The organism is Bacteroidota bacterium (assembly GCA_016722565.1).
Taxonomy (GTDB): Bacteria; Bacteroidota; Bacteroidia; order 2-12-FULL-35-15; family 2-12-FULL-35-15; genus 2-12-FULL-35-15.
Window position 1 is genome coordinate 698,897 of record JADKIU010000002.1, and the last position, 23,218, is coordinate 722,114.

At 37.5% G+C, this 23,218-nt stretch carries 26 protein-coding genes and 1 pseudogene; 16 read left to right on the forward strand and 11 right to left on the reverse strand.

Annotated features, from left to right (window positions below; genetic code table 11):
- Nucleotides 1–17: 17 nt before the first annotated feature.
- The 5 genes from IPP64_08505 to IPP64_08525 all read right to left on the reverse strand — a co-directional run bounded on the left by IPP64_08505 (nt 18) and on the right by IPP64_08525 (nt 4,406).
- Complete coding sequence (locus tag IPP64_08505; protein ID MBL0329440.1) at nt 18–746, reverse strand: hypothetical protein; 729 nt, start codon at nt 744–746, stop codon at nt 18–20.
- A gap of 60 nt (nt 747–806) precedes the next feature.
- Nucleotides 807–1,379, reverse strand: a complete 573-nt coding sequence (locus IPP64_08510) for a hypothetical protein (GenBank protein ID MBL0329441.1) — start codon at nt 1,377–1,379, stop codon at nt 807–809.
- Between the two features lie 4 nt (nt 1,380–1,383).
- Nucleotides 1,384–1,683, reverse strand: coding sequence for a transcriptional regulator (locus IPP64_08515; GenBank protein ID MBL0329442.1), 300 nt, complete (start codon nt 1,681–1,683; stop codon nt 1,384–1,386).
- 46 nt (nt 1,684–1,729) lie between these two features.
- The gene (locus tag IPP64_08520) at nt 1,730–2,353 is read right to left on the reverse strand and encodes a hypothetical protein (GenBank protein ID MBL0329443.1); all 624 of its coding nucleotides are present in this window, start codon (nt 2,351–2,353) and stop codon (nt 1,730–1,732) included.
- A gap of 88 nt (nt 2,354–2,441) precedes the next feature.
- Nucleotides 2,442–4,406, reverse strand: a complete 1,965-nt coding sequence (locus tag IPP64_08525) for a tetratricopeptide repeat protein (GenBank protein MBL0329444.1) — start codon at nt 4,404–4,406, stop codon at nt 2,442–2,444.
- Between the two features lie 100 nt (nt 4,407–4,506).
- Here IPP64_08525 and IPP64_08530 point away from each other — a divergent pair, with 100 nt between their 5' ends.
- Nucleotides 4,507–4,839 carry a hypothetical protein gene (locus tag IPP64_08530; protein ID MBL0329445.1) on the forward strand — a complete coding sequence of 111 codons (333 nt, stop codon included), beginning with the start codon at nt 4,507–4,509 and terminating at the stop codon, nt 4,837–4,839.
- Nucleotides 4,840–4,906: 67 nt separating this feature from the next.
- Nucleotides 4,907–5,305 carry a DNA integrity scanning protein DisA nucleotide-binding domain protein gene (locus IPP64_08535; GenBank protein MBL0329446.1) on the forward strand — a complete coding sequence of 133 codons (399 nt, stop codon included), beginning with the start codon at nt 4,907–4,909 and terminating at the stop codon, nt 5,303–5,305.
- 2 nt (nt 5,306–5,307) lie between these two features.
- Here IPP64_08535 and IPP64_08540 read toward each other — a convergent pair whose 3' ends face one another.
- The 3 genes from IPP64_08540 to ruvX all read right to left on the reverse strand — a co-directional run bounded on the left by IPP64_08540 (nt 5,308) and on the right by ruvX (nt 6,967).
- Nucleotides 5,308–5,865 carry a tetratricopeptide repeat protein gene (locus tag IPP64_08540; protein ID MBL0329447.1) on the reverse strand — a complete coding sequence of 186 codons (558 nt, stop codon included), beginning with the start codon at nt 5,863–5,865 and terminating at the stop codon, nt 5,308–5,310.
- A gap of 4 nt (nt 5,866–5,869) precedes the next feature.
- Nucleotides 5,870–6,469, reverse strand: a complete 600-nt coding sequence (locus tag IPP64_08545) for a peptide deformylase (GenBank protein ID MBL0329448.1) — start codon at nt 6,467–6,469, stop codon at nt 5,870–5,872.
- Between the two features lie 84 nt (nt 6,470–6,553).
- Nucleotides 6,554–6,967, reverse strand: a complete 414-nt coding sequence (ruvX, locus tag IPP64_08550; protein ID MBL0329449.1) for a Holliday junction resolvase RuvX — start codon at nt 6,965–6,967, stop codon at nt 6,554–6,556.
- Between the two features lie 121 nt (nt 6,968–7,088).
- Between ruvX and IPP64_08555 the strand changes: the two genes are divergently transcribed.
- From IPP64_08555 to IPP64_08585, 7 genes are all read left to right on the forward strand, one after another.
- Nucleotides 7,089–7,898 carry a 2,3,4,5-tetrahydropyridine-2,6-dicarboxylate N-succinyltransferase gene (locus IPP64_08555; protein MBL0329450.1) on the forward strand — a complete coding sequence of 270 codons (810 nt, stop codon included), beginning with the start codon at nt 7,089–7,091 and terminating at the stop codon, nt 7,896–7,898.
- 66 nt (nt 7,899–7,964) lie between these two features.
- Nucleotides 7,965–8,951 (forward strand): glycosyltransferase family 9 protein, encoded by a 987-nt coding sequence (locus IPP64_08560; GenBank protein ID MBL0329451.1) that lies wholly within the window; start codon nt 7,965–7,967, stop codon nt 8,949–8,951.
- A gap of 220 nt (nt 8,952–9,171) precedes the next feature.
- Complete coding sequence (locus tag IPP64_08565) at nt 9,172–9,735, forward strand: threonylcarbamoyl-AMP synthase (GenBank protein MBL0329452.1); 564 nt, start codon at nt 9,172–9,174, stop codon at nt 9,733–9,735.
- Nucleotides 9,736–9,815: 80 nt separating this feature from the next.
- On the forward strand, nt 9,816–11,246 hold the full coding sequence (locus tag IPP64_08570; GenBank protein MBL0329453.1) for an HD domain-containing protein: 1,431 nt from the start codon (nt 9,816–9,818) through the stop codon (nt 11,244–11,246).
- A 148-nt stretch (nt 11,247–11,394) separates the two neighbouring features.
- Nucleotides 11,395–12,045, forward strand: coding sequence for a hypothetical protein (locus IPP64_08575; GenBank protein MBL0329454.1), 651 nt, complete (start codon nt 11,395–11,397; stop codon nt 12,043–12,045).
- Nucleotides 12,046–12,054: 9 nt separating this feature from the next.
- On the forward strand, nt 12,055–12,966 hold the full coding sequence (gene miaA / locus IPP64_08580; GenBank protein ID MBL0329455.1) for a tRNA (adenosine(37)-N6)-dimethylallyltransferase MiaA: 912 nt from the start codon (nt 12,055–12,057) through the stop codon (nt 12,964–12,966).
- Between the two features lie 46 nt (nt 12,967–13,012).
- Complete coding sequence (locus tag IPP64_08585) at nt 13,013–14,260, forward strand: MFS transporter (GenBank protein ID MBL0329456.1); 1,248 nt, start codon at nt 13,013–13,015, stop codon at nt 14,258–14,260.
- On the opposite strand, the gene IPP64_08590 is transcribed toward IPP64_08585, so the two are convergent.
- A complete protein-coding gene (locus IPP64_08590) occupies nt 14,261–15,610 on the reverse strand; it encodes a hypothetical protein (GenBank protein ID MBL0329457.1) in 1,350 nt (449 codons plus the stop codon).
- A 269-nt stretch (nt 15,611–15,879) separates the two neighbouring features.
- On the opposite strand from IPP64_08590, the gene IPP64_08595 reads away from it, so the two are divergent.
- A complete protein-coding gene (locus IPP64_08595; GenBank protein ID MBL0329458.1) occupies nt 15,880–16,158 on the forward strand; it encodes a hypothetical protein in 279 nt (92 codons plus the stop codon).
- Nucleotides 16,159–16,829: 671 nt separating this feature from the next.
- Here the strand turns inward: IPP64_08595 and IPP64_08600 are convergent.
- Nucleotides 16,830–17,900: an acyl-CoA reductase gene (locus tag IPP64_08600; protein MBL0329459.1), complete on the reverse strand. Its 1,071-nt coding sequence runs from the start codon at nt 17,898–17,900 to the stop codon at nt 16,830–16,832.
- Nucleotides 17,901–17,966: 66 nt separating this feature from the next.
- On the opposite strand from IPP64_08600, the gene IPP64_08605 reads away from it, so the two are divergent.
- The 4 genes and pseudogenes from IPP64_08605 (at nt 17,967) to serC (ending at nt 20,725) form a co-directional block, all read left to right on the forward strand.
- Nucleotides 17,967–18,314, forward strand: coding sequence for a 4Fe-4S dicluster domain-containing protein (locus tag IPP64_08605; protein MBL0329460.1), 348 nt, complete (start codon nt 17,967–17,969; stop codon nt 18,312–18,314).
- Between the two features lie 191 nt (nt 18,315–18,505).
- The gene (locus IPP64_08610) at nt 18,506–18,781 is read left to right on the forward strand and encodes a hypothetical protein (GenBank protein ID MBL0329461.1); all 276 of its coding nucleotides are present in this window, start codon (nt 18,506–18,508) and stop codon (nt 18,779–18,781) included.
- Between the two features lie 134 nt (nt 18,782–18,915).
- The gene (locus IPP64_08615) at nt 18,916–19,485 is read left to right on the forward strand and encodes a hypothetical protein (protein MBL0329462.1); all 570 of its coding nucleotides are present in this window, start codon (nt 18,916–18,918) and stop codon (nt 19,483–19,485) included.
- Between the two features lie 167 nt (nt 19,486–19,652).
- Nucleotides 19,653–20,725: pseudogene (serC, locus tag IPP64_08620) on the forward strand (3-phosphoserine/phosphohydroxythreonine transaminase).
- A 191-nt stretch (nt 20,726–20,916) separates the two neighbouring features.
- Here the strand turns inward: serC and IPP64_08625 are convergent.
- Nucleotides 20,917–21,438, reverse strand: a complete 522-nt coding sequence (locus tag IPP64_08625) for an NAD(P)H-dependent oxidoreductase (protein ID MBL0329463.1) — start codon at nt 21,436–21,438, stop codon at nt 20,917–20,919.
- Nucleotides 21,439–21,561: 123 nt separating this feature from the next.
- Between IPP64_08625 and IPP64_08630 the strand changes: the two genes are divergently transcribed.
- Nucleotides 21,562–22,248 carry a metal-dependent hydrolase gene (locus IPP64_08630; GenBank protein MBL0329464.1) on the forward strand — a complete coding sequence of 229 codons (687 nt, stop codon included), beginning with the start codon at nt 21,562–21,564 and terminating at the stop codon, nt 22,246–22,248.
- 112 nt (nt 22,249–22,360) lie between these two features.
- The gene (locus IPP64_08635; GenBank protein ID MBL0329465.1) at nt 22,361–23,176 is read left to right on the forward strand and encodes a ParA family protein; all 816 of its coding nucleotides are present in this window, start codon (nt 22,361–22,363) and stop codon (nt 23,174–23,176) included.
- Nucleotides 23,177–23,218: the final 42 nt, after the last annotated feature.

The window sequence follows — 23,218 nt, forward strand, 5'->3', positions numbered from 1 at the left end:
GGAGGTATTTTATTTTCTTAATCATGGATAGGAAATTTATGTGAAAAAACAAATCCAACAGAATCGGTAAAGGCTTTTAGAATGGCATCCAGTTCTTGTCCACAACCGAATGTCAGCAGCATTTGTAAAAAGACAAAAGGTAATAGTAGAATCAGATAAATGACTATTCTTTGTAGAAAAGGGGTTTGTAAAATTTTAAGCGGAATAGGAATCATTCCAAATTCCTGTCGGTACGGCAAAGCATCTTCCAGATCAAATTCCTTTTTGTTATAAACATAAAATTCGCGTGATAAGATAAGAAGTGCGAAGAGAGGCGACAACAATTCAAATCCCATAAATGGATACATCATGCCTAGCGGAATAAATTCTAAAAAGTGAATGGTGGTGATGGCACATAATAGGATTCCTTGCAACATGCCAGCGGAAACGATGATTCTTAAAATTGGGTTTTCTGTTTTGGAATACAGTCGAGCTACCCAAAAGGAAGCAGAAGCTACGATTACTAAAAGGATGATGATGAGCACATGATTTTTTGCAAATGGAATTTCGGGACCGTACATATCAAACCGAGCAAACCCGATGATGGGGCCAATAATGGTGTAAATAATTTCGGAGAAGAGTAAGACTGCGGTTGAGAATTTACTTTTCGTTTGTTGATCATTTTTAGAGATGCCGATAAAGAAGAAGACTAAAAAGAAGACCATAAAAAAAGCGTAGAGAAGTGCTGCAAGAATCATAATTTCCATTGTTTTAAAATTTAGTATTTAAAAGTACTTTGTATTTCAAAGTATATGTGCAAAAAAATATCAGTTCGTTATATAAAATTCAGTCGAGTTCTCAGGTATATTGTTATTAATATCAAGTTGATATATTTTATCTTGTTTAACAATCAATTTATTTGAAGGAAATGAATTTCCATAAAATGAAATTTGATTATCTAGCACAAACGTGTCACCAATAGATATAAATTTACCTTGATAGGATTCACTATCAAAGATGCTACTATGAATAATTTCATATGTACTATCTTTTCTAAGCAATATTCTGATTCCGCCAAAATCATCATTATTATTAGCGAAAATTAAAATATCTGCCTTAAAATAATCAGAATTGCGAATTCCTAGCACCCCTATTAATGCAGAATAAAAAAAGATTAGCCAAACAGAATTATAAAATGGTTTTTTCCTGCCCTTTTTATCGAGTAAATAATCAAGAGAATACACAAAAGACCACAAGCAGGCAAAAAACATAAACATTTCCCACATTGATGGAATAATAGACGATGTTACATGTGAAGTTACAGCTAAGTCAATTACTCCAGAAATTCCAAAGAACGATATAATTATTACTATAATAATATTTTTGATTTTGCTGTTCAAAATATCAGTCTCTGTTTTTTAATAAATTTTCAAGTGCATCCAAATGTTCGTTAAATGCTTTCTTTCCCAGTTTTGTAACGGCATAGGTTGTATTTGGCTTTTTACCCACAAATTGTTTTTTGATTTGGATGTATTCAATTTTTTCCAATGCAGAGATATGCGATGCAAGGTTCCCATCGGTAATGTCGAGCATTTCTTTTAATGTGCTAAACTCTACCCAATCGTTCACCATCAAAACCGACATGATGCCTAATCGGATTCGATTTTCAAATGCTTTGTTTAAATACTGTATATAATTTTTCAATTTTTCGGATTACAAATGATTACTTTTCAATCGTAAAGGATTCAAATTATTTTCTCTCATATTTAAAGTACATCACAGCGCCATAAATAATATGCAGCACACCAAAACCGATGGCCCAAAATATTAAACCATAACCAATAAAAAGAGAGCCCAATAAACCCAATACAATTTCACAAATACCTAAATAACGAATATCGTTAAACGTGTATTTGCTGGCATTCAACAAAGCCAAACCATAAAAGATTAATGTTGCCGGAGCTACCAAACCGATTATTCCATGATACAACAATACCAAACAGAACAAACCACCAGCCACTAAGGGAATACCTAAATTGATTAACAAACGTTTTGCAGAATGATCCCAAACCGGAATGCCTTTGCGTTTAGAATTCCGAATGGTTAAAAGTGTTCCCACCAACAAAGAAGCAATCAACACCCCTCCCGCTATTTCCAAAAAATAGATGGTCATGGTTACCGAATCCAAATAAGAAATTGATGCATAATCTTCATAAACCGAACCCATTGCCACATACGCTAGATACGCACCTATCAATGCAAAAATACCGGCAAACACTCCCGATAAACCACTTAATGAAATACAACGAGAAGAACGTTCCATCATGGAACGAATGTCTGTGATTGCTTGTAAATGCTCTTTTTGATCTGTCATCTTGCTAGAGTTAAAAGTACTTTGTGATGCAAAGTTAAATTATATTTTAATACCACCAAGACCTTTTATGAAAAAAAATGTTAAAAATTTATACACGCACTCCAATAATCAGAATATCATCCACTTGATCGTGATCTCCTTGCCAGGAATAAAGAGCATTTGAGAGTGCATTTAATTGATTCTGCATCGACTTCTGAGAAACGGAGATTAATATTTCTTTTAGTGGTCGGTACATAAATTTCTTCCCCTTCTTTCCTCCGAATTGATCCGCAAAGCCATCTGTAAATAGGTAAATGCAATCACCTTTTTCTAATTGAATTGTATGATTTTTATAAACCCCTTCTTCTCCAGATGAATTGGCACCAATTGGTTTTTTATCCGCTTTTATTTCAATCATTTCATTTGTGCCCGATTTTACAATCCAAACTGGGTTATAAGCGCCTGAATACTGTAATTCATGGGTTTTTAAATTCAATGCGCATAAGGACAAGTCCATTCCATCTTTCATCGCATTTTCCTCGGAAGTTTTACGTAGCGACTGATAAATTCCAACATCCAAATGTTTTAATATTGCCGCTGGTTGTATAAGTCCTTTTTCATTAACAGCTTGGGATAACAAATTCAATCCCAGCATACTCATCATCGCCCCAGGTACACCATGACCTGTGCAATCTACAGCTGCAAACAAAACCACATCATCCTTTTTCTCTAACCAATAAAAATCACCGCTTACTATATCTTTCGGCTTATATAAAACAAACCGATCCGTCAATGCTTCGGCAACCATTTGCTCTGAAGGCAATATTGCATTTTGGATTTTTTTAGCGTAGTTAATACTATCGGTCATTTCTTTTTTCTGAAATGTAATTTCCATGTTTTTTTGCTCCAACTCTTTATTGTCTTTCTTTTTGATCTGATATCGATTAAATAAAAGCAATGCCGAAACAGCAATTAACGCTAATCCTAAAAAAAGAATAATTATCCATGTTTTATTTTTACTTAATTGTAAGTTTTTAATTTCAGTTTCTTGTTTTAGCAAATGATTTTCAGCATCTTTCTTTTCTGTATCATATTTCGTTTGCATTTCAGCAATACTGGAAGCCGACTCTTCTGAAAAAATTGAATCCTTTATATTTGCATACAATTCATGATAATCAAGCGCCTTCTCAAATTGCTTTAGGTCTTTATAGGATTCGGACAAAACTTGATATGCCTGTTTTAACTGTGGCTTAAAATCCATTTTTTTTGAAATCTGAATACATTCCTCAGAAATTTTTATCGCATTTTTATAATCCTTTAATTGAAAATATACTTCTCCAATATTGCTGAGTGTTAATGCAACGTTTCTGTCATTTCCTAAAATCCTTTCTATCTCCAAACTCTGCAAATAATAGTTAAGCGATTTTTCTGCATGGTTCATTCCTAAATAGATATTGCCAATATTCATTAAACTAGTCGCAATACCGGAAGAATCGTTTAAGTCGTTCCGAATCTTTAACGCTTTGTACTGATAAGCAAGTGCATCCGAGTATTTATTTAAATTAGAATAAATGGTAGCAATATTGTTGATGGCATTGGCGATACTCCTTTTATCACCGGCACCAGATTCATACAATTTAAGTGCTTGTTTATAGTGTTTTAGTGACAAATCATACATACCTCTGTCAGCATAAACAATTCCAATATTCAAATTTGTAGAGGCCACACCTTTAGGTTCTTTTTTTTCTTCAAACTCTTTCAACGCTTTTAAATAAAAAGAAAGTGCTAATTCATACTTCCCTTGAATATGGTTGGCAATACCAATGCAGTTAAAAGAATTACCTACTTCCACACTATCTCCACAAAAACGAGCCTGAGCCAATGCTTTTTCTCCGTAGGTCAACGACAAATATGGATCTGCAAATCGGTATTCAATAGAAATATCTTCCAATACCTGCGCTTTCTTAACGCCTTCAGTTTGATTTGCATACAAAATCAAGCTGTCGGCATAAGAATTTTGACCGATTGAATGGGTTGTAAAAAACAACAGCAAAAAGGGAATTAGTATTTTCATAGAATAAAATTATAGAAAAAAGGAAAACAAACAGAACTGTTTATAAAGTGCTTACAATTTTTTGCTTTTTAACTAAATAGAAAATCCCTATACTTGTGGTATGATTCAACTCTTTCTATCGGCTTTCATTACTGTACGCTGGATTGATGTGCTGGACATTGTGTTGGTGGCCATTCTCATTTATCAACTCTACTATTTAGTAAAAGGAACCGTTGCTATCAACATCTTTGTGGGCATCCTGCTCATCTATTTGTTATGGATAGTGGTTCGTGTTGCCAATATGCAATTATTCGGCAGTATACTTAGTAAATTTATTGATGTTGGATTTATTGCCTTATTAATTGTATTCCAACCCGAACTCAGACGATTCCTCCTGTTCATTGGAACATCTGATATTTTCACCAAAGGAAAAATCGGGAAAAGGATTATTTGATTTTAAATGGAATGTAAATACGGCTCAAGTACTCGACATCAACTCCATTGTAAAAGCTTGCAAAAATATGAGTGAACAAAAAACAGGTGCGATTCTTATTTTGACGAAAGAAAATGATTTAAAATTTTATGCCAATACAGGAGATTCGATCGATGCGAAAGTATCGGTGCGAATGATTGAAAGTATTTTTTATAAAAACTCCCCGCTGCATGACGGAGCCATTATCATTTCCAACAACATTATTGTGGCGGCACGCTGTGTATTGCCGGTAACGGAACATGCCGACTTCCCAGCACACTTGGGGATGCGCCACAGAGCTGCTGTTGGAATCACCGAAAACACTGATGCCATTGCAATTGTGGTATCCGAGCAAACAGGTGAAATTTCGTATTCGATTGCAGGAGAATTAAAACATGCCGTTTCGCATGAACGCTTGAGAGAGCTATTGGAAAAGGAATTTAACTAATTCTATTTTCCTCCGTTTTTTTTCTGAAATTCTTTAATCAACTCTTCATCCGATTTTCCCAAATTGTTTATGGCTGCTTTTGCATCATTTACATACTTACTATTCGGAAACAAATTAATTAATTGGGTATAGACTTTTCTTGCCTTCTCATCCTCATTTAAATAATTATCCAAAACGGATGCTTGCAAAAAATAGCTTTCCTCAATCAATTTATAGGATGGATGTTTTTCACAAATGGTTTTATAATAACTATACGCCTGAGGATATTGTTGAATGGCTGTAGCTATTTCACCCGACTTAAATAAATAATCCGGAGTAGCTGGATCCGTTGGATAATTCGTGGTATACTCAAAATACAGCTGCAGAGCTTGCCCGGCAATAATATTATCAATCTGAGGAGAACTGTGCATTTTTTTCTCAATGCCGGCAATGCTCGTCAACAAGTGTGATTTTGGATCAACAATTTTTGCATCTTCTAATTTTGAAGCAGCCTCATCATTGCCACAAGAAACAGCAAGAACAGCAATAAATGTAACAACAAAAAAATGAATTTTCTTCATACACTTATTTGTTAGGGAAACGCATCTTATAGGTAACACTTACTTTTCCTTTTGAAATATCATTCAATTTTCCTTTTAATAATCTTCTTCTAAGCGGACTGATACGATCAGTGAATAATTTGCCTTCAATGTGATCGTATTCATGTTGAATGACTCTCGCAGCAATCCCTTCGAATGTTTCTTCAATCGGGTTAAACTGCTCATCCACATATTTGATAAGAATTTTCGGTTTACGATACACATCCTCACGGATTTTAGGAATACTCAAACACCCTTCGTTAAACGACCATTCTTCACCTTCTTCAGAAACAATAACCGGATTGATAAATGCTCTTGAAAGATTTCCTAATTGTTCGCGTTCCTCCGGTGTAAATTCATCCTCTTCATCTTCATCACGCTCGCCATTCACAAAGGGAGTGGTGTCAACCAAAAATAATCGGATGGCTTTGCCAACTTGAGGAGCGGCAATACCAACGCCTGAAGAAGCATGCATGGTTTCAAACATATCTTTGATCAATTGATCCAATCCGGGATAGTCTTTTGTAATCTCTACCCCTACTTTTCGTAAAACAGGATCTCCGTATGCTACAATCGGTAAAATCATTTTTTTAATGGTTAATCGTTTTTCGTTAATGGTTAATTACAAAATTACCTAGTTACCTAGTCACTTAGTTACTTAGTTACTTAGTTACTTTACACTATTCATATAGCTCTGTAAAATAATGGTAGCACTAATCTCGTCTACCAACTCCTTATTTTGTCGTGCTTTCTTTTTTAAGCCACTGTCAATCATAGTTTGAAACGCCATTTTAGATGTAAATCGTTCATCCATGCGTTCTATTTTTATCTCAGGAAACGTACGTTTTAAATGGACCACAAAAGGGTCAATAAATCGTGCGGAATCCGATGGCTCGTTGTTCATTCGTTTCGGTTCGCCTACAACAATACATTCTACAGCTTCCTTAGCGATATATGTTTTTAAAAATTCAATTACATCCTGTGAATGAACGGTTGTTAAGCCGGTAGCAATAATCTGCAAGGGATCTGTTACTGCAATCCCTACTCTTTTACTTCCGTAATCAATTGCCATCAACCTAGCCATACTACAAAAGTAATAAAAAAAGTGACTAGGTAGGTAACGAAGTGACGAAGTAACGAGGTGATTTTAGCGCAAAAAAAGAATATATTTGCGAAGAATATTGTATAAGGAAATAATTAAAACTATGATGCAAACTATTATTGAAGCTGCTTGGGAAAACCGAGAATTATTAAAGGAAGAAAAAACTCAAGCCACCATTCGCGAAGTGATCGAACTACTTGACAAAGGCAAACTACGTGTGGCTGAGCCCAAAGGAAACGAGTGGCAAGTAAACGAATGGATTAAAAAAGCAGTGATTATGTATTTCCCGATTCAAAAAATGGAAACCATTGAAGTAGGCATCTTCGAATACCATGATAAAATGAAATTAAAAACCAATTATGCCGAATTGGGCATTCGTGTGGTTCCCAATGCTGTTGCCCGTTACGGAGCATATTTGGCGAAAGGCGTTATTATGATGCCAAGTTATGTGAACATTGGTGCTTACGTTGATAGCGGAACCATGGTGGATACTTGGGCAACCGTTGGCTCTTGTGCACAAATCGGAAAAGATGTGCATTTGAGTGGTGGTGTTGGTATTGGTGGTGTGTTGGAACCTGTTCAGGCAGCACCTGTAATTATCGAAGACGGATGTTTTATCGGTTCGCGATGCATTGTTGTTGAAGGTGTACACGTTCAAAAAGAAGCTGTTCTTGGCGCCAATGTGGTATTGACAAAATCCACAAAAATTATTGATGTTACCGGAACCGAACCCATAGAATACAAAGGCTTTGTTCCTACTCGTTCGGTGGTGATTCCTGGTTCATACACTAAAAAATTTCCTGCCGGAGATTATCAAGTGCCCTGTGCAATTATCATTGGAACGCGCAAAGAAAGTACCGATTTAAAAACATCGCTGAACAATGCGTTGAGAGAATATGATGTAGCTGTATAAACCTCACCCCTTTATCCCCTCTCCACAAGGAGAGGGCCAGAACCCATTCTAAACTCTAAAAATTAATTGCAAAAATTTTTAATCATACAAACTGCCTTTATTGGTGATGTGATTTTAGCAACTGCTGTGGCTGAAAAATTACATCTTCGTTTTCCGGATGCGCAGATTGATTTTCTCTTGCGCAAAGGAAATGAAGCATTGCTGGCCAATCACCCGTTTATTAAAACGGTAATTGTATGGGATAAAAAACAAGGGAAACTTAAAAACCTTTTTGCGATTACCAAACAGGTACGTGCCAGCCAATACGACCACATCATTAACCTGCACCGTTTTGCCAGCTCCGGAATCATTGCAGGATTTTCCGGTGCAAAGGAAATAGTAGGATTCGACAAAAACCCACTCTCTTTTCTATTTACGAAAAAGATAAAACATGAAATCGGAAACCGTAAACATGAAGTGGAACGCAATCAACAATTGATTGAACATTTAACAGATATTCAACCGGCATTGCCAAAATTGTATCCGACTCCATCGAATTTTGAAACGATAAAGAACTACCAAAACACAGCTTACGTTTGCCTCGCTCCTACTTCGGTTTGGTTCACCAAACAATATCCAAAAGAAAGATGGATTGAATTGTGCGACCAATTACCTAACGACTTAACGATTTATTTACTTGGCGCACCAAGTGATGCAAGTGCTTGCGAAGCAATCAAGTTAAGTTCAAAAAACACAAACATCAGTAACCTTTCAGGTAAATTAAATTTCCTCGAATCGGCTGCATTGATGCAAGGTGCCGCCATGAATTATGTGAACGATTCAGCTCCTATGCACATTGCTTCTGCCATGAATGCAAAAACTACTGCCATTTATTGCTCTACCGTTCCTGCTTTCGGATTCGGTCCGCTGGCCGACAACGCTCAAATCGTTGAAACAAAACTGGCCTTGGACTGCCGCCCTTGCGGTTTACACGGACACAAAGCCTGCCCCAAAGGCCATTTTAAGTGCGGTTTTTCGATCGAAACGAGTGAGTTGTTGAAAACATTATCTTAAATCAATGCAACTTAGGACGTCATTGCGAGCGAAGAGAAGCAATCTTTCTCCGTTTCACGCAAGATTGCTTCGTACCTCGCAATGACGCCCTGCAATAATCATTGAACTCAAAACACTTTAGCAATTGCATAAATTTGTATCTTCGTTGTCATCCCGAGCATTCTGCGTTGAAGCAGACACTATCGAGGGACCTAAATTCGCCTTATTCGTTATCTGTAACATGGAAGAAGAAATAAAAAACGCATTAGCTGTATTACACAAAGGTGGAACGATTCTCTATCCTACCGATACCGTTTGGGGAATCGGTTGTGATGCGCGCAACAAAGAAGCGGTAAATAAAATTTTCAAAATAAAACAACGTGCTGAATACAAAAGCATGGTGGTGTTAGTTTCCGATGAAAAAATGATTAACCGCTATGTGAAAGAAGTTCCAGCCATTGCCTGGGATTTAATTGAAACAGCGGAAGAACCCTTAACTATCATTTATCCGGATGGAAGAATGTTGGCTGAAAATATTATTGCAGCAGATGGTAGCGTAGGTATTCGTATTGTAAAAGATGAATTTTGTAAAAACCTCATTCATAAATTCGGGAAACCCATCGTCTCTACTTCCGCGAATGTCAGCGGTGAACCTTCTCCTAACTCTTTCAATGATATTAAATTGGATATCATGAACAAAGTAGATTATATCGTGAACCTGCGACAAAAAGAAACCAACAACACAAAACCATCGACCATCATTAAAGTGGCGATGAATGGTGAGATAAAGATAATTAGGAAGTAACTAGGTGACTAAGTAACTAGGTAACTAAGTAAAAGTGATAGAGGAATAAATAAAATCTGCTAGAATCGGCAAGCAAAAAAGTGAAAACCCAATTAACCCATCCTATTTTTAAAATCATTTCAGAAGCAGCCGATGAAATGAATCTTTCCGCATACGTGATTGGTGGCTGGGTTAGGGATTTGCATCTCAACCGTCCCTGCAAAGACATTGATGTGGTTGCTATCGGACCGGAAGATGCGGAACGCAAAATCGGAATTGAATTAGCCCAGGCAGTTGCAAAAAAACTCGGCAATAAATTTCATGTGAACGTTTACAAAAATTTTGGCACCGCGCAAATTGTGTATGAAGATTACGACATAGAATTTGTTGGCGCAAGAAAAGAATCCTATCGCTCCGAAAGTCGTAACCCGATTGTTGAAAACGGAACACTCGAAGATGATCAAAACCGCAGAGACTTTACAATCAATGCACTCGCTATATCGTTGAATTCAAAAACGTATGGTGACCTGTTGGATCCGTTTGACGGCCTGAAAGACATGGAAGCGAAAATCATCCGTACTCCGCTAAACCCGGACATCACCTACTCAGATGATCCGTTACGCATGATGCGCGCCATTCGTTTCGCTACGCAATTAAATTATACGATTGAAGAAAAATCATTGGTGAGTATTTCGAAAAATAAAGAACGTATCAAGATCATTTCGAAAGAACGCATCACCGATGAACTCAACAAAATTATTCTTGCCAAAACACCGTCCATCGGTTTTAAAATTTTGTTTGACACCGGACTCTTACATTTCATTTTTCCTGAAATGGTAGCTTTGCAAGGCGTAGAAATTCGCAACGGCAAAGGACATAAAGATAATTTTTATCATACGCTGGAAGTGTTGGATAATATTTGCAAAACAACAGACGACCTTTGGTTGCGTTGGGCTGCCATTTTGCACGACATCGCCAAACCTCCTACCAAACGCTTCGAACCGGAGCATGGCTGGACGTTTCATGGACATGAAGACAAAGGTTCACGGATGGTTCCGAAGATCTTTGAAAAACTGAAGTTGCCGCTAAACGAAAAAATGAAGTATGTGCAAAAATTAGTTTTGCTCCACCTTCGCCCGATTGTATTAGCAAAAAGTGATATTACCGACAGTGCTGTGCGCAGATTATTGTTTGAAGCCGGTGATGATATTGACGATTTAATGAAATTATGTGAAGCAGATATCACTTCTAAAAACGAATACAAAGTTCAGAAATACATGAAGAACTTTGAGGTCGTTCGACAAAAATTAAAAGAAGTAGAAGAGAAAGACAATGTTCGCAACTGGCAACCACCCATCAGTGGAGAAGATATCATGAAAACATTTAATATTCCTGCCGGCAAAGAAGTTGGGATTATCAAATTAGCCATACGAGAAGCGATTTTAGATGGTCTCATCAAAAATGACATCGAGGAAGCAACCGCCTTTATGATTGCTGAAGGAGCAAAACTCGGTTTGAAGGTCCAAAGTTAGAAGGTTAAAATGTTAAGAAAACCGACTGCACACCTAACAACCTTCCAACTTTAAAACTTTCCAACTTTTAAACTATCCTAAAGCAATATTTTGTATTTTTATAACCTGATAGGTCTACTCATATTTCATAACTGATAATTAATTTAGCATGGCTGTTTACCGCTTTCGAGTAACATTTGAAGATAACGAAGAAGTTTATCGCGAGATAGAAATAAAATCCACACAACATTTTGAGGATTTCCACAATTGTATTGTTCAATCTATCGGATTCGATAACTTGCACGATGCCTCATTTTTTATTAGCGATGACCTTTGGAGAAAAGGCGATGAGATTGGCTTGCGTCCGCTAGATGAAGAGGAAGTTGAACGTAGAAAAAGAAGAGATTTACCGATTAAAAAACAAATGAATAAGTGCAAAATGGCTTCATTGATTGATGACCCGCACCAAAAATTTGTTTATGTATACGACCCAAAAACTGCATGGACATTCATGGTTGAACTGGTTAAAATTTTGCTGGACGACCCGAAAGGAACTTTTCCGAAAATAACCAAATCGGCCGGAGAATCACCAAAACAACACTTAAACACTGCCGTTGCTCCTCCTGTGGATGAAGATGATTTTGATGAGGATGAACCACACCACGATGATGATGCGTATGCAAACGCACATAGCGAAGATGAAACCGCTTTATTAGAAGGCGAAGAAGGTGAAGAGGAAGAAACAGAAGAAGAAGCACACGAAGAAGATGAAATGGGTGATGACGATATGCACGAAGATGTTGCTGGTGACGAAGATTAATTAAAATCAATGCCTACTAAATCGCTTATTGTACTTGTTGGTCCGACTGCCATTGGCAAGACTGCCGCTAGTATCCATATTGCCGAAGCATTCCATTGCCCGATTGTTTCTGCCGACTCCCGACAATTTTTCAAAGAAATGAGCATCGGTACCGCCAAACCTACGGCTGAAGAAATGCAAGGCATTCCGCATTATCTCATCGATTCTCATTCCATTTCCGATGATTACAACGTTGGAAAATATGAAGTAGAAACCATCGCACTCCTCGATAAACTTTTCAAATCAAATGATACCGTAATTTTAGTAGGTGGCTCCGGACTCTATATTGACGCCATTTGTAAAGGCTTTGATGAATTGCCCGAAGCAGATGCTGAAGTCAGAACGAAAATCAATACGCTGCTGGAAGAAAAAGGTATTGAAGCCTTGCAACAACTTTTAAAAGAACTCGATCCTGACTATTACGCAAAAGTAGATTTGCAAAATCCGCAACGGATGAGTCGTGCACTCGAAGTTTGTTTAACCACCGGCACACCCTACTCTGCTTTGCGAAAAGGAAACATCAAAAAACGTGATTTCAATATCATCAAAATCGGATTGAATACAGAGAGGGAAGTTTTATACGAACGCATCAACAAACGTGTGGATAGCATGATGCAACATGGACTGTTGGATGAGGTAAAAAAGCTACATCCAAAGAAACACTTGAATGCATTACAAACAGTTGGTTATAGCGAGCTGTTTGATTATCTCGACAACAAAACCGATTTAAACACAGCTGTGGATGCCATCAAACAGAACACCCGTAAATTTGCAAAGCGGCAATTAACGTGGTTCCGCAGAGACACAGACATCAAGTGGTTCGAGCCGAACCAATCAGAAGAAATCATAAAATTTATTCGTAACACACTAAAAAAATCTTAACAAATCATACGAATCATAAAGATCTGCGTTCCTATTCTTTTCTTCAATGTTAACCACACTCAAACAATACACCACCATCAACAAAACGCTCCTCAACCTGGTAACGGTGGAGTTCTTTGTGCAATTGGTAAACGTATTGTTCATCGCCATTCTCCCACTCTACATGAAATCCGAAGGGTATAGCGATTCCGAATATGCACACTTTACTTCGTACCGTTATTTCGGTATGTTGGCCTTAGCCTTGTTTTTAGGAATGTATATCAAAGGCAGAAAAATATTACCCCTCATTTATATTTCTTCCTTTTGCGTTCCGTTTTTTGCCCTACTCATCATCATTGGTGTGCACCTTCATTCCACTCCACTCCTACTCATTTCTCATTTGTTATGGGGAACAGCGTATACCTTTATTCAAATTCCGATTTTACCATACATCATGCGCAATGCACCCAAGGAACAACAAACCAGAGCCATCACCTTCAACTTCGCAACCTGGAGCTTGGCAACGATTTTAGGGAGTTTTTTAGTTGCGGTATTCAATGGCATTAGTCCGGAGATTTTTACGGAGCGGAATTTATTGTATGGTATTTCCCTCTTGAGTTTTGCAGGCGTTTATTTTGCGATGAAAATGGACAAGAACGAACATGTTCCCATACTCAAAGAAAAAAGCAGAACCAATTTAAAACATTACGATTGGATCATCATCATGAAAGCCCTTGTTCCAACCGCCATTATTGCAACCGGAGCAGGCTTCACGATTCCGTTCATGAGTTTATTTTTCTCCAATGTACACAACATGAGTACAGCAACATTTTCGGCATTGAACATGACCACTGCGATTGCAGTTACCATTGTTGCAATTTATATTCCTCGTATAAAAGAAAAATACGGTTATCACAAAGCCATACCAACCACACAATCGTTTGCCATTGTTGCATTGATCATTATGGCCACCACACAATATTACAGTCAATATAGTTTTGCCATCACCATTGCAGCGGTCTTTTATTTGTTGCGTCAACCGTTAATGAGTGCAGCAGTTCCCATGACTTCCGAAATTACTATGAAGTATGTAGGAGAAAACAACCGTGAAATGGTGAGTGCATTAACATCTGCCATCTGGTCCGGTACCGCTTATTTCGCGGCAGTAGGATTTGGAATTTTACGCCACCTGGAAGTTGAATACGTCAACATCTTTTGGATTACTTCAGGAATGTATAGCATTGGTGTTGTATTGTATGTTATGCTAATTAGAGATTATAATTTGAGAGAAAAAGAAGGGTTGATTACCCATTAACTACCGCTCCAAACTCACATTCTCATCTCCCATCTGATAAGGCAAATACGTTACAATAAATTGGAACATTTCATCGGAAGTACGCATACTTCCCTCCCGCTCCGCAACTAGCTGTGGTGGGGAAAAGGGGTTGTTCGGGTTGTTACGGGTATTGTCGAAAACACCAACCGTATGAATGGTTGCTCCTTTTGGAATCTTCACCATTTTTTTAAACGTATAAAAATACTGCCATCTGAAATCCCAGTTGTTGATTTTAATCAATGGAATCGTATCACCTTGCATCGTTATCGCATAAGCCCAAAAACTTTTCCCCAACAAATGCATGTGTGGATTAATCGTCAGCAGCGAAATATCAAACGGAACAGTGTATTCAGATGTAAATGTTTTTACTTCGGTTGGAGGAATCACCAACTTAGGAACTGTTGGAGAAATGCCAAAAGTGCCCATTTGAAATTCCTGTGTTGGGCGCTTGGGTGGCGACTTTGCATAAAACACATTGAAGGTCGTTTGGTCGGTAGTATCTACACGTGACGGACCATAATGAATGTCTTTTAAAAACAACGCACCTTTTCGAGTCAACTTAAATCCTCCTATCCCATCCGGATAAATGGGTGGCGTTACGCCCGGCAAATAATTGGTCACCGATTGTGTCATCATCGGAAAGGTATTCCCATCATCGTTTGCAAGTCCTAGTTCTTTGTAAGCAACTAATAAGTCGGGAAAGGAATCAATGTTTACAACTACGTTTCCGGCAAACACATCGGTACGTTTATCAAATTCATAACTCAACAATTGTGCATTCAAGTGATGCAATAATTTTCTGTTGTCGGGTACTACTTCAATGGTGGTGATAAATTTATCTTCCGGAATTTGATACGGCACACGCATCAACAAAAAGCGGTCTTGTGCATCGCCTTTGATTTTATAAGCTTCTTTGAACTTAATCACTAAATCAGGTGTTCCTAATTGAGAGCCTTTCGGGAAAACAGGAACCGGAGGTAATTTGGTGGAATCACCTAGGGCACAACCTTCGTCTACCCAACGCACAATCAAATCAATTTCTTCTTGGGTCAATACTTTTTCATCAATGAAATGCGTATAGCTTGCATCGGCCGGCCATGGAGGCATAAAGCGAGTTTTGATTACAAACTTCATCAACGCACTTCTGGATTTTGCATCCTGGTAAGTAATTAAACTGAATGGTCCGGCTTCTCCGGGGCGGTGGCAGCTGGTACAATTTTTATAGATGATGGGTGCAATGTGTTCGGAGAAGGTCACAGGTAGTTGCTCCGCACCGCAGGATGCGAGGAGGAGTGTGATGAGAATGTAGAAATAGTTTTTAAAATTCATATTAAGTACTAATTAATCTCGCCCCACTATGTCCTCTCGGCTTTCTCTTCCTGTCATTTCGACCGTAGCGGAGAAATCGAACCAATTATCAATTTGACTAGAAACAATGTTAGTTTCCTCCACTTCGGTCGGAAGGACATGCTAAAGAAAATTTTCATTAGCTGCGTATCTTTTCCAACCCGCTCCGTTATATCCCCGAAACATTCAAACAAAATTAAGAGAATGTTTTGATGCCGATGCAATTTTATACAAAAAGTAGATTCTTTTTATTGATTTCAATCATAGGACTATCGATGTTCTATTCCTGTAAATCTAAAACACCTTATAATCCTTACCTGTCGGCCAAAGAAAAGCCAAGTGATAAACAGCGGAAAGAAGAACAGAAACAAATTAAAAGCGGAACAAAAGCTTGGAAGCAGTTGAAGAAAGACAATAAAAAAGGAATCAAAGAAAACAACGATCGCTTTTTTAACAAGAAACCACAGTACAAACAAACCACAAAAATCAAAAAGAGAAACAGAAAAAAGAAAAAGAGATGGAATTTGTAGGCTAGGAACTCAAATGTCAGTTCGAGTAATTCTGGTTCGAGTAGCAGAATCACTCGAACTGACAAAAAGAATTTCATTATCTTTGTTTGGATGTCAAAAGCATTTAAAATAATCTCCCTGCTCTTCCTTTGCTTATTACTAAGCACAAGTTACTCCTGCAAATCAAAAGGCGCGTATAACAAATACAGAAATGCAAAAGTACGTCCGAGCGAAAAGCAACTTCGAGCCGACAAAAAAGCGATTGCAAGAGGAAATAAAAATTACAAGAAGAATTTACTATCGAATAGAAAACGATTGTTCGGTAGTAAAAGAGATCCAGGAAGACCGAGAAACTAACTATTGCCGCTGATTCACGGATTATTTTATTTCCTTCACAACTCCATAAAATCACCACAGAAAAACACAGTCTAATTCACTTGGGAATTAAATTCTATCAATTAATTTCTAATATTAAAATCTGCGACTCTCTGGCAACAAACTCCTCAGAAATAAATCCTAACAATTAATTTTAAAACAACAATCTGTGAATCTGTGGCAACTAACTACTCACAATTCAATCCTATCATTTAATTTCTAATATTAAAATCTGTGACTCTCTGGCAACAAACTCCTCAGAAATAAATCCTAACAATTAATTTTAAAACAACAATCTGTGAATCTGTGGCAACTAACTAAATCCCAATCAAAAACTTCATCGTATCTACACTATCCGCATAATCGTGGAGTTGCGGACATTGTGCCACACCAAACGGAACTGCATTTTTAATAGCGATGCTGGAAGAAACAATGCATTGTAGTTGCTCCTGCTCTTTTTCCAATCGTTTGTTTAATTCCTGAATATCTTCATAATACTCATAAAACAATACACCGATGGGTGATGCATAGGATGCGTCTTCTTTGAGCAATAAAAAATTATTATCGAGCAAGGAAGGATTGCTGCTCATCAGATAAACCGTTTTATTATAATCGTAGTTGTTTGCGTATTTATTGTTGTTCACCACATTCTGAAAATCAAAAATCGATTCATAAAACGTATCAAACACATAGCCTTTCGGGACAAACAATTTAGATACATTGCGACACCCCAATCCAAAATACTGAAACACATCGTTCCCCAATTGTTTTAATTCTTCCGTTGTTTCAGCGCCTGAGAGCACCGCTACTGAATTTCTGTTTTTACGAATGATGTTTGGATATTTTCCAAAATAATACTCGAAATAGCGAGCAGAATTATTACTTCCGGTAGCAATCACAGCATCCATGTTTTTTAATTGGTCTTCGGTAAATTCAATCAAATCGTTAAACCCCGGCTCAATTGCTTTCAATACTTTGGCAATGAATGGCAATAAAAATTTATCGTCAGACGAGAGTTTTCCAACAAATGTATTTCCGGAAATCAACACACATAACATATCGTGAAAGCCGACCATCGGCACATTACCGGCCATTATCACTGCAACACGTTTGGGTGGTTTAACGGTTTGTAAATCGTTGATATAAGTGGCAATCCAATCTAAAAAGGAGTTTTCTTGCAGACTATCGGCCAAGGCGCCCATGGCATTTCTCACATTGGCTTCGGTAAACCATTGATTGTGGATATGAACAGATTGGATTAATTCTTCCATATCGCTGTAAAACGAGGCATTCAACGCATTGGATTCGTCCTTTTTTCCATTCGGAGCGAACTGATTTAGGAAACCACCTAAACGTATAAATGCTTTTATTCGATTATCCAGGGTCATATTTTTATGTAATTCGATAAAATCTAAGTAATTTTGCAGAAATATTTTACAAAACTAACAATAATTATGGCAATTAAAATTACTGAAGAGTGCATTAATTGTGGAGCTTGCGAGCCGGAATGTCCAAACAATGCAATCTATGAAGGTGGTAACGAATGGCGTTTTGCCGATGGAACCTCTTTAAAAGGAGCATTTACATCAAAAAGTGGATTGGCAGCTGATGCTGAAGCACCACAAACACCCGTAGCAATGGATGTGTATTATATCGTATCTGACAAGTGTACAGAATGCGTTGGGTTTCATGATGAACCACAATGTGCAGCTGTTTGTCCGGTTGACTGTTGTGTAGATGACGAAAACTGGCGCGAGAGCAAAGAAGATTTATTAGCTAAAAAAGCAAGTCTTCACTTGTAATCAAATACTTTAACAAATAGTAAAAGCGCCATTCTAAACAGAGTGGCGCTTTTTTTGTTGGGTTATTTAATGGAGATTGCTTCTCCCGAATACTCGGGATCGCAATGACGCTCCTGAAGAATGCACTGGCTAATAAAAACCATACAATATCCCATTTCACTTTCCGTTTTTAAATACGTACTTTTGTTAGGATGAAAAAATGGTTGTCATTCGTAGTTTTACTCTTTTCGGTGAATGCTTTTTCCCAAAGTACGTCCATCGAAAAAGTTCAAGCGCAAGCGGATGAACAAGAACTAATGAACATCTGTCAAAAGCTTTACCATCCGGCTAACCGCACCAAACAAACCGATTCAGAGAAAAAAGAACTCAATAGCCGATTGGTGAAAAAGTTCGATTCCATTTTAGAATTGACCAACTCATTTGAAAACTATTCCTTCGACTCGTTAAAAAGGACATTGGAATTTTAGTATCACCGGATAATAAATTTCGCATCATCCACTGGAATATCCCTAAAACAGATGGCACCCACGAATATTATGGTTTTATTCAATCGAAGTTCACCACAAAAAAAAATAAAGTAGAAAGTATTCAATTGTATACATTGACTGATAAATCTGCTGAAATCAGAAACCCGGACAATGCGATTACCGACCACAACAAATGGTATGGGGCCTTGTACAACAAAATCATTGTTAAAAAAACAAAAGCAAAAACCTACTATACCTTATTAGGTTGGGATGGGAATGATCCATTTTCGCAGAAAAAAATCATTGAAGTGTTGACGTTCGACCCGAACAATGGAACTCCAAAATTCGGAGCCGATATTTTTAATTACGATCGCAAATATCCGAAACGCATCATCTTTGAATATTCGGCAACATGCAGCATGTCGCTACGATACAGCACAAAAAAGGATTCCATTGTATTCGGACACCTTGCTCCTACTTCACCACAGCTGGAAGGGCAATTTCAATACTATTGCAGCGATATGAGTTTTGATGGATTCGGCTTTAAAAAAGGCAAATGGAACTATGGGACAGATGTGAATGCCTTGAATGAAAAGGATGAAAAAGATAAACTGTATGGCGACCCGAAAGACAAGTCGGAAGGACATAGCTTGAGCAACGAATACAAAGACCCGAATAAAAAGAAAAAGAAGAAACAGAAATAGTTGTGGGTTGTTGGTTGTTCGTTGTTGGCCTTTTGTTTTAAATATTATTCTATTATTTTAAACCTCACGTTTGATTATTTTCTAATTTTGTATTAAACAAAGTTTATTGTTTTCTCTCAGCGAACAACCAACAACTAGCAACAAACAACTATAAGTTTACAAAAGAAATGACAAAAGTTCACAATTTTAGCGCTGGTCCAGGTATATTGCCGGCCGAAGTATTAAAACAAGCAGCAGAAGCTTGTATCAATTTCGATAATTTAAACCTTTCACTTTTAGAAATTTCTCACCGTAGCAAGAACTACGAAAAAGTAATGGAAGAAGCACGTGCTTTGGTAAAAGAATTATTGGGATTGAACGACAACTACAAAGTTTTATTTTTAGGTGGTGGTGCAAGTTTACAATTTGCAATGGTTCCCATGAATTTATTGCGTACCGAAGGAACTGCAGGCTATGTAAACACAGGCGTTTGGGCAAGCAAAGCCATCAAAGAAGCAAAATTGATTGGCAACACACAAGTGATTGCATCATCAGAGGATAAAAACTTCAACTACATTCCGAAAGGATATGACATCCCTTCTACATTGGATTATTTACACATCACTTCTAACAATACCATTTACGGAACACAAATGAAGAGCTTCCCTAAAACTTCCGTTCCGGTGGTTTGTGACATGAGCAGTGATATTTTCAGCAGAAAAGTAAACGGAAATGATTTCGCTTTAATTTATGCCGGAGCACAAAAAATATGGGTCCTGCAGGTGCAACAATGATTGCAGTTGATGAAACCAAACTTGGAAAAACGGGCCGTAAATTATTATCGATGATGGATTACCAAGTACACATCAAGGGAGACAGTATGTACAATACACCACCGGTATTCCCGATTTATGTGTCGATGTTGACATTAAAATGGTTAAAAAACAATGGAGGTATTCCTTGGATTGAAAAAATTAACGAGGAAAAAGCAAAAACCTTATATACAGAGATTGATCGTAACTCCTTATTCAAAGGCACTACAGCAGTTGAAGACCGTTCGAATATGAATGCAACATTTGTAATGACAAAACCGGAATTAGAGCCGGAGTTTGACAAACTTGCAAAAGAAGCAAACTTGAGTGGTTTACGCGGACACCGTGATGTGGGTGGTTACAGAGCTTCTTTGTACAATGCATTGCCTTTAGAAAGTGTAAATGCATTGGTTGAAGTAATGCAAGCTTTTGAGAAGAAATTCGCTTAGAAAATTTATCACACATACAATAAGAAAAAAGGAACCAATGTGGTTCCTTTTTTTGTTAGAAATAAAATGCTTCTTAGAATCGTCATTGCGAGGAACGAAGCAATCTTTGCTAATAATACTATTTTTACTCAATTTGAGAGATTGCTTCGTGCCTCGCAATGACGTACTCAATAAAAATTAGTTGTAGAAACCTACCACTTCACAAACTCCCCGATTTGTTTTTCAAGCGCTTTGATGGTGTTTTCATCTTTTAGACTTCCATCGGCATTCAGAAGTGCTAACACGCTGGAAATCGGTTGTTTATTTGGCAAAATATGCATTCCTAAATAATGTAAAATGCCGGTTAGATGGTCCATTCCGCGTAAATTTCCGGCTCTGCCGGTAGCAACACCCACCAATGCCACTTTTTTACCCCTGTTAGTATCCGGATGAACCGCATCCAAAAAGGTTTTCAGCACTCCGGGAAAGCTGCCGTTGTATTCCGGAACGACAAACACAAATTTCTCTACCGGGATAATAAATTCGTTCAATAATTGTTGAAAATTTTCTGACCGTTTATTGTATAAGTCGGTTATGATAAAATCAGCGGGTAGCTGTTCCAAGGAAAATAATTTTGTTTCAACCCCCTGTTTTTCTATCAGTTGCGCATAGTTTTGAGCGATTTTTAGGGTATTACTTTGGGGTCGATTGGTGGCGGAAATAATAGTAATCATAGTAAATATTATTAACAAAATAATTGTTTAAAAATGTGTTATAAGTTTTAAAGAGCTTATCGACCCAAAATCTGTATTTTTAAGACTTGTTAAAGCACAAAGTAAAGCATTTTCAGTCAATTTATGAATATAACATATTACGGTCATTCTTGTTTTGGAGTTGAGGTAAATAGTAAGCATATTTTATTCGATCCGTTCATTACAGACAATGAATTGGCGGTAAACATTGATGTAAATACTGTAAAAGCAGATTACATCTTAGTTTCACACGGGCACAATGATCATGTGGCTGATTTGGTAAGCATCGCAAAGCGTACCAATGCGAAAGTGGTTTGTAATTGGGAGATTCACGTTTGGTTAAACAAACAAGGCATTACCAATACGCATCCCATGAACATTGGTGGAAAATGGAAGTTTGATTTTGGAGATGTAAAATGTGTGGTAGCGGTCCATTCCAGCAGTTTGCCGGATGGAACCTATGGCGGAAACCCAATGGGATTCATTATTGAATCCAGCAAAGGGAATTTTTATTATGCCGGAGATACCGCCCTAACAAACGATATGAAGTTGATTGGTGATTACAGAAGAGTCGATTTTGCGTTTTTACCGATTGGAGATAATTTTACAATGGGAGTTGACAATGCCATCATCGCTTCGGAATTTATCAAGTGTAATAAAATCATTGGTATGCATTACGATACCTTCGGATATATCGCCATTAACAAAGAACAGGCAGTGAAAAAATTTGACAATGCAGGCAATGAGTTACTCTTGTTCAACGTTGGAGAAACAAAAGTGGTGACGAATTAGATAAGTGACTAGGTAACTAAGTAACTAGGTAACTAAGTAACTAGGTGACTAGGTGACTAGTTAAAAGAAAATAGAAAATTAAAACATACAATTCAATAAATTAAAAACAGGGATGGGAAAAATAATAGCAATAGCAAATCAGAAAGGTGGAGTTGGAAAAACAACAACAGCTATTAATTTGGCGGCAAGTTTAGCCGTGTTGGAATTTAAAACACTTTTGATTGATGCAGATCCGCAGGCGAATTCAACTTCTGGAGTTGGGTTTGATCCCCGTAACATCAAAACAGGGATTTACGAATGTATCATTGACGGCATCGACCCGAAAGACATCATTCTGCAGACGGAAACACCTAACTTGTTTCTACTTCCTGCACACATCGATTTAGTAGGTGCAGAAATTGAAATGATCAATCTTCCGAACCGCGAAAAAATGATGAAGATGGCATTGGATAAAATCAAAAATGATTACGATTTTATCATCATCGATTGTTCTCCTTCTTTGGGCTTAATCACAGTAAATGCTTTGTCGGCTGCCGACTCCGTATTAATACCGGTACAATGTGAGTACTTTGCATTGGAAGGATTGGGAAAACTATTAAACACGATTAAGATTGTACAGTCGCGTTTAAATACCGACTTAGCCATCGAAGGAATTTTGTTAACGATGTACGACATGCGTTTGCGCTTGAGCAATCAAGTAGTGGAAGAAGTGAAAACACATTTCCAACAAATGGTGTTTGATACCATCATTCAACGGAATACAAAATTAGGAGAAGCACCAAGCTTCGGACAAAGCATCATCATGCACGATGCGAGCGGAAAAGGTGCTGTCAACTATTTAAATTTAGCACGAGAAATTTTACAAAAAAACGGTATGACCCGCTTGAATGATTCTGAAAAATTTATCAATGTGGAAGAAGAAAACTAATCCCAATAACCATCGGGACGAAGAATAACGAAATTGCGAATA

Coding starts and splice junctions, on each gene's coding strand:
- IPP64_08520 (MBL0329443.1), bottom strand. CDS start 2,353: ATGACAGATCAAAAAGAGCATTTACAAGCAATCACAGACATTCGTTCC.
- IPP64_08535 (MBL0329446.1), top strand. CDS start 4,907: ATGAGTGAACAAAAAACAGGTGCGATTCTTATTTTGACGAAAGAAAAT.
- IPP64_08545 (MBL0329448.1), bottom strand. CDS start 6,469: ATGATTTTACCGATTGTAGCATACGGAGATCCTGTTTTACGAAAAGTA.
- IPP64_08575 (MBL0329454.1), top strand. CDS start 11,395: ATGGCTGTTTACCGCTTTCGAGTAACATTTGAAGATAACGAAGAAGTT.
- IPP64_08540 (MBL0329447.1), bottom strand. CDS start 5,865: ATGAAGAAAATTCATTTTTTTGTTGTTACATTTATTGCTGTTCTTGCT.
- IPP64_08505 (MBL0329440.1), bottom strand. CDS start 746: ATGGAAATTATGATTCTTGCAGCACTTCTCTACGCTTTTTTTATGGTC.
- IPP64_08635 (MBL0329465.1), top strand. CDS start 22,361: ATGGGAAAAATAATAGCAATAGCAAATCAGAAAGGTGGAGTTGGAAAA.
- IPP64_08610 (MBL0329461.1), top strand. CDS start 18,506: ATGAAAAAATGGTTGTCATTCGTAGTTTTACTCTTTTCGGTGAATGCT.
- IPP64_08525 (MBL0329444.1), bottom strand. CDS start 4,406: ATGAAAATACTAATTCCCTTTTTGCTGTTGTTTTTTACAACCCATTCA.
- IPP64_08600 (MBL0329459.1), bottom strand. CDS start 17,900: ATGACCCTGGATAATCGAATAAAAGCATTTATACGTTTAGGTGGTTTC.
- IPP64_08605 (MBL0329460.1), top strand. CDS start 17,967: ATGGCAATTAAAATTACTGAAGAGTGCATTAATTGTGGAGCTTGCGAG.
- IPP64_08565 (MBL0329452.1), top strand. CDS start 9,172: ATGGAAGAAGAAATAAAAAACGCATTAGCTGTATTACACAAAGGTGGA.
- IPP64_08555 (MBL0329450.1), top strand. CDS start 7,089: ATGATGCAAACTATTATTGAAGCTGCTTGGGAAAACCGAGAATTATTA.
- IPP64_08590 (MBL0329457.1), bottom strand. CDS start 15,610: ATGAATTTTAAAAACTATTTCTACATTCTCATCACACTCCTCCTCGCA.
- ruvX (MBL0329449.1), bottom strand. CDS start 6,967: ATGGCTAGGTTGATGGCAATTGATTACGGAAGTAAAAGAGTAGGGATT.
- IPP64_08625 (MBL0329463.1), bottom strand. CDS start 21,438: ATGATTACTATTATTTCCGCCACCAATCGACCCCAAAGTAATACCCTA.
- IPP64_08585 (MBL0329456.1), top strand. CDS start 13,013: ATGTTAACCACACTCAAACAATACACCACCATCAACAAAACGCTCCTC.
- miaA (MBL0329455.1), top strand. CDS start 12,055: ATGCCTACTAAATCGCTTATTGTACTTGTTGGTCCGACTGCCATTGGC.
- IPP64_08530 (MBL0329445.1), top strand. CDS start 4,507: ATGATTCAACTCTTTCTATCGGCTTTCATTACTGTACGCTGGATTGAT.
- IPP64_08630 (MBL0329464.1), top strand. CDS start 21,562: ATGAATATAACATATTACGGTCATTCTTGTTTTGGAGTTGAGGTAAAT.